Here is a 12,918-nt window from a genome sequence, read left to right on the forward strand (position 1 = left end):
GTTTTTCGCTTATTTTAACCTAAAAACACTACTAAACCCTTAATTTACAATGCTTTTAATTCCGAACTGAGGTTATACCAATATAATTTGTTAGATAAAAATTCAATAATCCCATCAGCACAGCGTAGCCAACTGTTGATAAAATTTGTATCAAGTTAATATGTAGTACTCCCTTAGGAAGTTCTTTATAGTTAATCATAAGATCTACACCTAATAAGTTAAGTTATATAGTTAAAAAGAGTTTTTATAATAAAATAAAGTCTGATTAGTAAATAAATTAGTGTCTTGTCTACTCACTATCCTTATTTTCTTCTCTCATTTTCTCAATTTTTTGTTCTACTGCTTGCATTAATAAACTTGCAGCATTTATTTTCGTAGCTTTATAAATTTCTTGGATACCTGTAGGGCTTGTGATATTAACTTCGGTAAGTTTATCACCAATCACATCAATGCCAGCAAACATTACCCCTTGCTTTTTGAGCTTTTTAGCAACTTTTTTAGCAATCTTATAGTCACTATCTTTAAGCTCTCTAACTTCAGCTGTGGCACCTGCTGCTAAATTACCTCGATTATCTTTTTCACTTGGAATGCGAGCCAACAGATATTTTATAGGTTCACCATTTACTATAAGAACCCTTTTATCACCATCTTTGATAGCTTTTTGGTAATCCTGAACCATTATATATTTTGATTGGTGCTCAGTCAAAACTTCTAAAATTACATTTTTATTTTTATCTCCATCTTGGATTCTAAAAATAGAACTACCTCCCATACCATCTAATGGCTTAACTATAATATCCTTATGCTTTTCATAAAATTTATTAATTTGTTTATAGCTTCTAGTTATTAAAGTATTAGGAGCAAATTTAGGATAGTTTGAAATAGCAACTTTTTCATTAAAATCTCTTAAAGCTTGGGGATTATTAACAATTAAAACCCCATTTTTTTTAGCTAGATCTAACATATATGTTACATAGATAAACTCCATATCAAATGGAGGATCTTTACGCATAAATATACAATCTAAATCTAGCAATGAAAAATCATTGTATTGAGATAAAACTTCATACCAAGTCTGCTTATTTTTATGGATTTTTATCTTAAGAGTGTTGCCTTTTGGATCACCATTTATGATATATAAATCATTAAGATAGAACGTATAAACTTCCCAGCCTTTATCTTGAGCTGCTTGTAACATCATAAAAGTACTATCTTTTGAAATATTAAAAGAGTTTAAATCATCTATTATAAATCCAACTTTCATAATCTATCCTATCTTATATCCAATATATTTGCTTAAGTCATTACCATTTAAAATGTCAGCTATTTGTAGCATTTTTTTATTAGGAAACTGTAGCTGTTTAAACCTTATAATTCCATTACTAGTACATATATCAAAACCTGATTTTGAAATATCTACTATAGTTCCAGAATCTCTATCACAAGACTGTTCTAATATTTCAAACTGCCCTACTTTTATAGTTTGTTTATCTAATATGAAGAATGCTGACGGCCATGGAGTAAACGCTCTTATATGACAACTAATCTGCCAAGAAGTTTTAGAAAAATCTATTAACCCCTCTTGTTTAGTTATTTTATGAGCATATGTTGGTTCGCCTTCTTGGGGATTATGCTTGATTGTCTCAATGCTTTCTAAAGTTTCTATTAGAGGTTGTATTGATAATTTTGCAAACTTATCATGTAAAGTTTGGGACGTATCAGTATCTTTTATATCGACTTCTAACGTATTTAGAATATCTCCAGTATCTAAGCCCTCATCCATTTGCATAATGCAAATACCAGTTTTTTTATCTCCTGACTGAATGGCTCTTTGGATCGGAGCTGCGCCACGCCATTTTGGCAATAATGAAACATGTATATTTAAACAACCATATTTTGGAATATCTAAAAATGCTTTTGGTACTATAATTCCATATGCTATAACAACAATAATATCCGGCTTTAGCTCTTTAATTTGTTCTAATACCTCTGGATTTTTTTTAAAAGACAGTGGTTGAAAAACAGGGGTATTGTTTTGTAATGCAATTTCTTTAACAGGTGAAAACTGAACTTTTTTGCCTCGCCCTTTTGCTCTATCTGGCTGAGTAAGTACTGCTTGGATATTATGCTTAGTAGTATATAGATCTTTTAGAAGTTGAGCTGAGATATCAGGAGTTCCTGCAAAAATTATATTTAACTTTTTCATCTATCCTAGTTCCTAAATGCATAGGCTCTTAATGAAACACTACTTAGCTCATTAATTTGTCCTTCTGGGAATAAACAAACATACTTAATCTCATCTGCTCCATTATCTGCAGCCAAAAGTATTGCTTTATGTAAGTTTTCATCACATAAACTTTGAAAATCTTTTTGGTTATTTACATGGATTGAAGTTCTAATTTGACCTATATTACCTTCAGTATCACTTTGATAACGTAAATTAAAAACTTTCATTTTATTAGGGTTTGTAGGTGGTAGCTTTGTTGAGTAAGCAGGTAAATAGATTCCTTTTACCTCGTAGCTACGATTAAAAGTAAAAAGGTATATACAAATGACAAATATTACCACCAAGATAATTGCGTACATTAAATTCTGCTGAAGTCTTCCCATTAGGTCTTATTATATAAATAGTATTTATGCTGGCTTGATTTTACCATATATAGATAGAATTGACTAAATATTAAAATAACATCTTATTTAAAACTCTATATTTATTATAAATTGTTGATATTTTTAATTTAAATGCTAACATATTTATAAATTTAAATATATAAATATAAATAAATGAAGGAATCAATAAATTTCTTAAAATCCATTTCTGATAAAAATAGGCTAATAATTTTATATATGTTAAGTAAAAACACTCTGTGTGTATGTGATATTCAAAAATTTATACCATTGACCCAGGGAGCCTTATCAATTCAATTAAAAAACTTATCCAGTCTACTTAATTCTTTTAGACAAGGTAAATGGGTGTTCTATAGACTTAATAGAGATATTAATATTCGATATTTAAATATCTTAGAAGAGCTGTTTATTGAAATGGATAAAGATGAAGAGGTTCAAAAAATTGTTTCTAAATTAGAAATTTCTGAAGTTTGTAAAGTATAAGGAAGAAAAATGAAATTAAAATTTTTAGATAGATATCTAACATTATGGATATTCTTAGCAATGATTATAGGTATATTAATAGGCTATATATTTCCAGATGCTAAAAATATTATTTCTAAATTTGATATTGGAGCTAGTAATTGGTTGATTGGAGCTGGGTTAATTATAATGATGTACCCTCCTCTTGCAAAAGTTAAATACTCAATAATACCAAAAATTTTTAAAGATACAAAAATTTTATTTTTATCTTTAATTCAAAATTGGATAATAGGTCCTGTACTGATGTTTATTTTGGCAATAGCTTTTTTCCATAACCAACATGCTTTTATGATTGGCTTAATTCTAATAGGTTTAGCTCGATGTATTGCAATGGTAATTGTTTGGAATGATTTAGCTAAAGGCTCTAGAGAGTACTGTGCGGGACTCGTTGCATTTAACTCTATTTTCCAAATAGTATTTTATGCTGCATATGCTTATATATTTATTACAGTTATACCAAAATTACTAGGTCTTAATATAGCTGTTGATATAAATATATCTATGCTAGATATTGCAAAAAGTGTAGGGATATATTTAGGAATACCTTTTCTAGCTGGAGTATTAACAAGAATTATACTGATTTCTCAGAAAGGTGAAAAATGGTATGTTGAAAAATTTACTCCAGCAATATCACCTCTTACTTTAATAGCTTTATTATTCACAATAATACTAATGTTTATGACTAAAGGAGATCAAATTATTAGTTTACCTTTTCAGGTTATAAAAGTTGCTATACCTCTTTTGATATATTTTTTGATTATGTTTTTTATATCATTTTTTATGTCATATAAATTTAAGGCAAGTTATGAGCAAGCAACATCCTTAAGCTTCACAGCTGCTTCTAATAATTTTGAATTAGCCATAGCTGTAGCAATCTCAGTATTTGGGATAAACTCTATTCAAGCCTTTGTTGGTGTTATAGGTCCACTTGTAGAAGTACCTGTTTTGATAAGCTTAGTAAATGTCTCTTTATGGCTTAGAAAAAAATATTTTAGTTAAAAATTAGTATCTAATTTCCCAACAATTATGGATATTTTTATTAGATAAGAAATCTCTTGAAAGACATTTTTTATCAATATTTTCACAGTTAAATTTATCAATGATTTCTTGAGACATTTTAAAGCGTCTATAGTTATTTGAAAAATATAATACACCATCTTTTTTTAGCGAATCCATAGCTAGATTTATAAGTAGCTCGTGATCTCTTTGAACATCTAAAATATCATCCATACGTTTTGAGTTTGAGAAAGTCGGAGGATCTAAGAATATCACATCAAATTTCTCAGTATTAGCTTTTAGCCAGCCAATACAATCAGCCTGGATGAAGTTATGTTTTTTATGATCAATATTATTTAGAGTAAAGTTATTTTTACCCCACTCTAAATATGTATTCGACATATCTACACTAGTTGTTTTAGCTCTCTTTAAAGCACTATGAACACTAGCTGTACAAGTATAACTAAAAAGATTTAGTAAAGTTTTATTTTTAGCTGCTTTAGCAACTAGTTGCCTGATCTTACGATGGTCTAGGAAAATTCCAGTATCTAAATAATCATCAAAATTCACATAAAACTTAGCATCAAATTCATTTATAAGATGAAAATTATTTTTATCATTTTCTTTCTGATATTGCTCTTTGCCCTTTTGACGTTGACGTACGCGAGTATGAATATTTTCATAAGCTATACCTAATGTTTTATGTATCTGATATATAGCTTGATAAAATCTCTGTTTAGCAATATTTTGATCTATAGTTGCATCCGCGCGATACTCTTGTAAAAATACATGTTCACCATATATATCTACAGCAACTGCAAAAGTTGGAATATCAGCATCATACAAACGATAACACTCAACTCCAGCTTGCTTTAACCATGGTTTTAAACTTTTAAGATTCTTTTTAAGCTTATTTGAAAAATCTATATGCTCATTAGATTTTTGAGCACTTGCTTCTGCTATACGAATATTTTTCTCAAGTTGGCTTTCATGTTTAAACTTTGCATGCTCATTTATATCAAATTGATATAAAATTGTTTCAATAGCTCCATTATAGAACTTATTACGTTTTGTAGTACGAAGTTGCATTTCTTTAATTGAATCAGTAAAACTTGTAAGGATTGCTACTTTCCAACCGTAGAAATCCTGAGATAATCTATCCCCAAAGCCATTAAAAATATCTAAAAGCTCATCAAGTTGATCACCATATAATCTCTCACCATATGGAGGATTTGTAACTATTAGACCTTGATTATCAAATTCATTTTCAAGATCACGAATATCTCTACGTTTGATGTTTATAACATCATCAACATCAGCTTGATAAATATTTTTCTCTGCCTTATCTAAGACATTATTATCAATATCATAACCTTGGATAATTGCATTTGTATTTTTTTGGGATTTTTTAGCTTCGTTTATTAGATCATTCCATAGGATTTCATCATGTATCTTTGAGTCAAAAATTTTAAATTCTTTATTTAATAAAACAGGGGCAATATTTTTTGCTATCAAAGCTGCTTCTATTAGAATAGTTCCAGAACCACACATTGGATCTATAAGTATAGGCTGATCTTTTTTTAGCTCATCTAACCACCCTGCTTTTAGAAGTATAGCTGCAGCTAAAGATTCTTTAAGAGGTGCTTGACCTTGGAATTGCCTATAGCTACGCTTATGTAAGCTATCAATATTTAAACATAAAAAAACATTTACAAATTGCTTATGTAAATGAAGTTTTATTACATTACTTGGATTCTCAGTATCGATATCTGGACGTTGGTTTGTTTCATTACGGAATTGATCAACAATCGCATCTTTTGTTTTTTGTGAGACAAACATAGTATTGTTAAAATCATAGTGCTTACCAGAAATTATGATTTTAAAAGTTTTATCTACATCAAAGTAACTCATCCAATTTATAGAAGATATAAAGTTGTATAAGCTTTGCTGATCTGTAACTCTCTCAGTAGCGATTTTTAGCATAACTTGGCTAGCTAAGTGTGAGTATATGCAAACTTTATAGGCTTGCTCTAATGTCCCTTCAAACTCGACACCAGCAAGCTTTTCATATGATGTAATATTTAATCTAAGTAATTCGTCTTTTAATAGTAGTTCGATGCCCTTTGCGCAACTAACAAAAAATGTGTATTTTTGCATAGAAAATATAATTTATAGAGATATGGATTAAATAATATATTAATTAATATAAATAACAATTAGTATTAGGAAAGTTATTTCTTTTGTTTAGTTCGAAAAATAATATCCCAGATTGGAAAAGCTACTGAAAAATTTATATTTGGATTTAGATGATGCGCTGCATGATGTCTTTTATACCAGTGTAGTATTGATCCTTTCTTTGATCTAACATGATGTGTTGTATGATGAACTATAAAATATAATAATAAATCTAGTAAAAACGCACTAAAAATAATACTTGCATAAGCTATATTTGTAATAAAGCATAATGGGATAAAAACACAGATTGTATAAACAGGTAATGATACATAAGTAGGACTACCTATAAGCTCAATCGGTTTATCATGATGTAGCTGATGCAGCTCTTTAAATACAGGACAATGATGAAAAAGAACTCGGTGAATAAAATATTCAATAAATGACCCAAGAATAATACCAATTATAAATAATACAGCGACAATTCCTATATTAAAATTAAGAGCCTCTAAACCATAGGAAAAAAATATAATAGCAGCTATTGGATAAATATAAAAATCACTCCAATAACCAGTACTAAGAATACTTTTAAATTTGGCAACATTCATAAAGTAACTTACAAATATTTATTAATATAGTTATATATTAAATTATTTATAGAGTTATATAAATTATATTAATTAAAAATAGCTACTTTATTCATAAATAGTATTGATTTTAGAAGATATAAAACTATAATACTCTCTTACATACTCGCATAGCTCAGTTGGTTAGAGTACTACCTTGACATGGTAGGGGTCACTGGTTCGAATCCAGTTGCGAGTACCACTTTTATTTTCGTTTACTTCTAGCAATATTCATAAAACACTATAAAACTTCTAAAATTTCATCTATTTTTTCAAGGATATTTCCATGATGCGCGTTAACTTCTTTTATAGTCAAATTACATACTACTTTTGATATATTATTATCTTTTAAAGATAAAATATAATTATTTAACTTACTACCAACATCATTATTAAATCTAATATCCGGTATTGCAGCTTTTAATAGAGTTACCTTAGATTTTTCTAATTTATTAGAAATATATTCACCCAAAAGTTCGCGTTCCGCTTCAAAAGCCCCTTCAACTTTATTTACATAGTTACTACCATACTCTTTTTCCTTTATCATATATTCTCTCATTTGACTCTTATAATCATCAATATCTATAGATGATTGATATTGATTTAGTTGATCATCTGTAAGAATAGTATCTAGCAAAGTTACTCTAACATTATTAAATCCTTCAGACTCTAGAATATTAGCAATTTCTAATGCTATCTGTCCTCCTAAAGACCATCCTAATAGATGAATAGGTTTCTTATTAAAACTATATTTTTCTAAATATTGATTTAAATAATATTTTGATAATTCATTAAGTGATGAAATCTTATTTTTTGAAGAAATATTATAATTATCTATTCCAATAGTATTATATTTATTAATTAAACTACTAGCTAATGTATTATATACTTCACAGCCTCCAGACCCTGGATGAATTAGTAATATATTTGGTAGATTATTATTATAAGATTTATAGAAAGGTTTAATAATATTTAATTTTTCAACCTCAGATATAAGTATTTTAATATTTCTAGTTATAAAAACATCTGCCACACTTATCTGTTTATTGAACTCCTTAGATAATCTATAAGATAGTTTAATAGCTAATATACTATTACCACCTATTCTAAAGAAATCATCTGTAATTCCAACCTTCTCTAAACCAAGTACTTCTGCAAATATATTACATAATCTTTCTTCAAGTTCCGTAGTCGGTGCTATATAACTACCTTCATTAATAAACTCAGGGTCTGGTAATGACTTACGATCTAATTTACCATTTACTGTCAATGGCATTGAGTCAATCTTAACAAATACACTTGGCACTATATACTCTGGTAATACCTTAGATAATTGATTAAGGATCTCTTCTTGAGTTAATGACTCTTCATCTGATACATAATAACCAACTAAGTACTTATTATTATTCCTATCCTTAGCTAATACACATGATTGCTTAATTCCAGCTATAGCAGATAATTGATTCTCAATCTCTTCTAACTCTATACGATAGCCTCTAATCTTAACCTGATCATCATTTCGTCCTATATATTCAATATTACCATCTGCCAACCATCTAACTAAATCTCCTGTCTTATACAACCTTGTATAACCTTTAGCTATATCACTCTCTGTAGCAAATGGATTAGGTACAAATCTCCCTGCTGTTAACTCAGGTCGATTCAAATAACCTCTAGCTAGTCCTGCTCCGCCTATATATAATTCTCCAACTACTCCAATTGGTACTGGTTGGTAGTGTTGGTCTAAAATATATAGCTTAGTATTATTAAGTGGTTTACCTATATTTGTATTAATATCTCCCTCTTTATACTCATGCATACTGGCGCATACTGTACTCTCCGTTGGTCCATACTCATTTATAACATTACAGCTAGTCTCCTTAAGAATATCACCATACAATTTGTCTCCAGAAACAACTATATGACTTAATTCTTTAATAGTATTAATATCTACCGATTCTAAATAAGCTGGTGGAATATATGCTATATCCATACCAATATAGTTTGTAGCATCTAGCTTATTTTGTTCATCTACTAGATAAAGAGTATTTCCTGATAAAATACTTATACTTATAGATGCTAATGATGTATCAAATGCATAAGATTGTATTAAATAAATCTTCTTATTATATGGATAATTAAAATATTTAATCTGATTTTGATTATAATTAACAAATCCTTTATGCTCAACCATTACTCCTTTAGGCAGCCCTGTAGTACCTGAAGTATATATAACATACGCTAAATCTGTTGAGCTACTCTGTGGAGTTAGATTTTCTTTGCCCTCTTGATCATATATATAGCCTTCTTTGCTTAAATCTATCGATATCAAACTAATATCATTAGCTATATAATGAAGCTTATTCTCTAAATGACTCTGGGTAATAACTAACCTAGCTTGTGTATCTTCAAATATATGTCTAAATCTCTCCTCAGGATATTCAGGATCCATCGGCACATATGCACCCCCTGCCTTCATTACAGCTAGGATACCTATAATCATATCCATACTTCTTTCAAGACAAAGTGGTATCAATGTATCTGGCTTAAGCTCTTGATTTGTTATCTCTTTATACTGACTTCTTATATACCTAGCTAATTGATTTGATCTTTGATTGAGTTCCCTATATGTAAGCTGTTTATCTTCAAATACCAATGCTACATTGTCTGGATTTTGCTCAGCTTGCTCTTCAAATAATTGATATATCGTCTTATCCTTAGAATATTCCTTATCTGTTTGATTCCAGTCATATACTATTGTTTGATATTCTTCTTTAGTTAAAAGACTATAATTCTTTATCTTTGTTGCTTTATTATTTACTAAATGACTTAATATCTTCTTATATGACTTAACTAATTTCTCTACAGTATCTCTACTATATAATGATGTAGCATAGCTAATCGAACCTAATAGATTACTCTGACTATCATCTATAAAACAACTTATATCAAACTTAGCTATCTTATAGTTTATTTCGTTTACTACTGGTTTAAATAATTGATTCTCTTGTCTACCAAAACTCTGTAAGCCAAACACCACCTGAAATATAGGATGTCTACTTAAATCTTGCTCTACATTTAATTCACTTACTAACCTCTCAAATGGCAAATCTTGATGGCTTTGTGCTTCTATTAAATTAGCGTGAACTCTTTTAACTAATTCTAATATGCTTTCACTACCATCTACCTGCTCTCTTAATGCTAATGAATTTACAAAGAAACCTATTAAATCCTGTATCTGACTATGATGCCTATTCGCTATTGTGCTTCCAATCACTATATTTTCTTGTGATGTGTATTTATGTATCAATATATAAAATGCACTTAACATAATCGTATATAATGAGCAGTTCTGATTTTTAGCTATATCTCTTAACTTATCTGATAATCCTTCATCTATCTCAAACTCTACACTACATCCTGTGTAATCTATCTTACTTGGTCTTACAAAATCAGTAGGTAAATTAAGTGTCTCATATCCCTCTAATCTACCTCTCCAATAATCTAACTGCTTCTCAAGTACGTCTCCCTCTAGATATTCCCTCTGCCATACTGCAAAGTCTTTATATTGAATACTTAATTCAGGCAAAGCTAACTGTATATTATTTGTATAATGATTATAATATGCATTCAGCTCTTTAATAAATATATCTATTGACCAACCATCACTCGCTATATGATGCATATTAATTAATAACTTAATATCTGATTCTTCTTCATACAAAGATACTCTTGTTGGATAATCCTTAGTTAAATCAAATGGTGTATTAATATCACTATCAATCTGCTTAGATATATCTGTATCTTTATAGCCATACTCACTAATAACCACACTATCATTTAAGACAACTTGGTAATCATTACCTTCATTATCCTGCCTAAATACACTTCTTAATACTTCATGTCTGCCAACTATTGATTGGATTGATTGCTTAAGAGCTTCTACATCTATACCTTCTTCCAAAGATACTAACATTGGTATATGATAGGCATTACTTCCTCCTTCATACCTCTCTATAAACCACAATCTCTCCTGAGCAAAAGATAATGGATATATGTCTAGTTTAACTTTAGGTATTACTATCTTATCTATACTATTGGATTCTAAATAACTACTTAACTGATTTATACTCTTGTATTTAAATATATCAGCTACACTTATCTGCTGATCCAATTGCTTAGTTAAGCAGTGCGATAGCTTAATAGCTAATATACTATTTCCACCTATCCTAAAGAAATCATCTGTAATACCAACCCTATCTAAGCCAAGTACTTCACCAAAGATACTACATAACTTCTCTTCAAGCTCTGTACTCGGTGATACGTAACTATCCTCATTAATAAATTCAGGCTCTGGTAATGCTTTACGATCTAACTTACCATTTACTGTCAATGGCATTGAATCAATCTCAACCAATACACTTGGTACCATATATTCTGGTAATACCTTAGATAATTGATTAAGGATCTCTTCTTGGGTTAATGACTCTACATCTGATACATAATAGCCAACTAAATACTTACTATTATTCCTATCCTTAGCTAATACACATGATTGCTTAATACCATATATAGCAGATAATTGATTCTCAATCTCTCCTAATTCAATACGATATCCACGTACCTTAACCTGATCATCATTTCGTCCTATATATTCAATATTACCATCTGCTAACCATCTAACTAAATCTCCTGTCTTATACAATCTTGTATAACCTTTAGATATATCACTCTTATTAGCAAATGGATTAGATATAAATCTCTCGGCTGTTAACTCATCTCTATTCAAATAGCCCCTAGCTAATCCAGCTCCTCCTATATATAACTCTCCAACTACCCCTATTGGGACTGGCTGTTGGTGTTGGTCTAGGATATATAACTTAATATTATCAAGTGATCTGCCTATGTTTGTACTAATATCTCCCTCTTTATATTCATGCATACTAGCACATACTGTACTCTCCGTGGGGCCATAAGCATTTATAAATATTCTATCTTTTGACCATTCATTCATAACCTCTAGTTCACATGATTCACCAGCAGTTATAAGTGTTGATAGACTAGGTATATATTGGTATTCAAAACTAGATAATAAAACGGGTGGTAAAGTAGCTATTGTTATACTGCTTTTTATAATATAGTTAATTAATTGCTCACTATTTTTTCTATATTTTTCAGAGCATATGTATAGTTCTGCTCCTATTATTAAAGAGGTAAATATTTCTGATACAGAGGCATCGAATATATATGATGCAAACTGTAATACTTTTGAATCTTTTTTTATATCAAATCCTTTTATCTGCTCTTGTGATAAATTAATCAAGGATTTATATTCAATCATCCCCCCTTTAGGTAAACCTGTAGTACCTGATGTATATATAACATATGCCAAATCTGTTGAACTACTTTGTGGTTTAAGATTTTGTTTATCTTCTTGAGCATATATATAGCTTTGTTCTTTATCTGGATCTATTGACATCAAACTAATATCATTAGCTATATAATTAAGCTTATCCTCTAAATGACTTTGAGTGATAACTAATTTAGCTTGTGTATCTGCGAGGATATGTCTAAACCTCTCCTCTGGATAATCAGGATCCATCGGCACATATGCTCCTCCTGCCTTCATTACAGCTAATATACCTATAACCATTTCCATACTTCTTTCTAAACATAATGGTATTAATGTATCTGGCTTAAGCTCTTGATTAGTAATTTCCTTATACTGTCTACGGATGTATCTAGCTAACTGATTTGATCTTTGGTTAAGTTCCTTATATGTAAGCTCTTTATCTTCAAATACTAATGCTACATTGTCTGGGTTTTGCTTAACCTGCTCTTCAAACAACTGATATATTGTCTTATCTTTAGGATAATCCTTGTCTGTCTGGTTCCAATTGTAAACTATCTGATCTCTCTCTTGATCTGTTAATATACTAAGATCTATATGTCTATCATCTAGCTTAGCTATTGT

Annotated in this window: 9 protein-coding genes and 1 tRNA gene; 3 read left to right on the top strand and 7 right to left on the bottom strand. The window is 29.6% G+C overall.

Going from position 1 to position 12,918, the window contains the following annotated elements; genetic code table 11:
• Positions 1-55: 55 nt before the first annotated feature.
• The 4 genes from AB8E56_RS09675 to AB8E56_RS09690 all read right to left on the bottom strand — a co-directional run bounded on the left by AB8E56_RS09675 (position 56) and on the right by AB8E56_RS09690 (position 2,610).
• Entirely contained in the window at positions 56-199 is a 144-nt protein-coding gene (locus tag AB8E56_RS09675) for a hypothetical protein (RefSeq protein ID WP_329480540.1), read from the bottom strand.
• Between the two features lie 90 nt (positions 200-289).
• The gene (gshB, locus tag AB8E56_RS09680) at positions 290-1,264 is read right to left on the bottom strand and encodes a glutathione synthase (RefSeq protein ID WP_329480523.1); all 975 of its coding nucleotides are present in this window, start codon (positions 1,262-1,264) and stop codon (positions 290-292) included.
• Positions 1,265-1,267: 3 nt separating this feature from the next.
• Positions 1,268-2,206 carry a methionyl-tRNA formyltransferase gene (fmt, locus tag AB8E56_RS09685; RefSeq protein WP_329480525.1) on the bottom strand — a complete coding sequence of 313 codons (939 nt, stop codon included), beginning with the start codon at positions 2,204-2,206 and terminating at the stop codon, positions 1,268-1,270.
• A 5-nt stretch (positions 2,207-2,211) separates the two neighbouring features.
• Positions 2,212-2,610 (bottom strand): hypothetical protein, encoded by a 399-nt coding sequence (locus AB8E56_RS09690; RefSeq protein ID WP_329480527.1) that lies wholly within the window; start codon positions 2,608-2,610, stop codon positions 2,212-2,214.
• Between the two features lie 174 nt (positions 2,611-2,784).
• Between AB8E56_RS09690 and AB8E56_RS09695 the strand changes: the two genes are divergently transcribed.
• Positions 2,785-3,111: a metalloregulator ArsR/SmtB family transcription factor gene (locus tag AB8E56_RS09695; RefSeq protein WP_329480529.1), complete on the top strand. Its 327-nt coding sequence runs from the start codon at positions 2,785-2,787 to the stop codon at positions 3,109-3,111.
• A gap of 9 nt (positions 3,112-3,120) precedes the next feature.
• On the top strand, positions 3,121-4,149 hold the full coding sequence (gene arsB / locus AB8E56_RS09700) for an ACR3 family arsenite efflux transporter (RefSeq protein ID WP_329480532.1): 1,029 nt from the start codon (positions 3,121-3,123) through the stop codon (positions 4,147-4,149).
• A gap of 3 nt (positions 4,150-4,152) precedes the next feature.
• Here the strand turns inward: arsB and rlmKL are convergent, their stop codons facing one another.
• Positions 4,153-6,303, bottom strand: a complete 2,151-nt coding sequence (rlmKL, locus tag AB8E56_RS09705) for a bifunctional 23S rRNA (guanine(2069)-N(7))-methyltransferase RlmK/23S rRNA (guanine(2445)-N(2))-methyltransferase RlmL (RefSeq protein WP_329480534.1) — start codon at positions 6,301-6,303, stop codon at positions 4,153-4,155.
• Positions 6,304-6,377: 74 nt separating this feature from the next.
• Positions 6,378-6,926: a sterol desaturase family protein gene (locus AB8E56_RS09710; RefSeq protein WP_329480536.1), complete on the bottom strand. Its 549-nt coding sequence runs from the start codon at positions 6,924-6,926 to the stop codon at positions 6,378-6,380.
• 143 nt (positions 6,927-7,069) lie between these two features.
• Here AB8E56_RS09710 and AB8E56_RS09715 point away from each other — a divergent pair.
• Positions 7,070-7,146: transfer RNA gene (locus AB8E56_RS09715), tRNA-Val, on the top strand.
• A 39-nt stretch (positions 7,147-7,185) separates the two neighbouring features.
• On the opposite strand, the gene AB8E56_RS09720 is transcribed toward AB8E56_RS09715, so the two are convergent.
• Positions 7,186-12,918: non-ribosomal peptide synthetase (locus AB8E56_RS09720; RefSeq protein WP_329480538.1), on the bottom strand; the 5,733-nt coding region annotated here is incomplete at its 5' end.

Origin of the sequence: Francisella sp. 19X1-34 (assembly GCF_041102755.1) — a bacterium.
GTDB lineage: Bacteria > Pseudomonadota > Gammaproteobacteria > Francisellales > Francisellaceae > Francisella.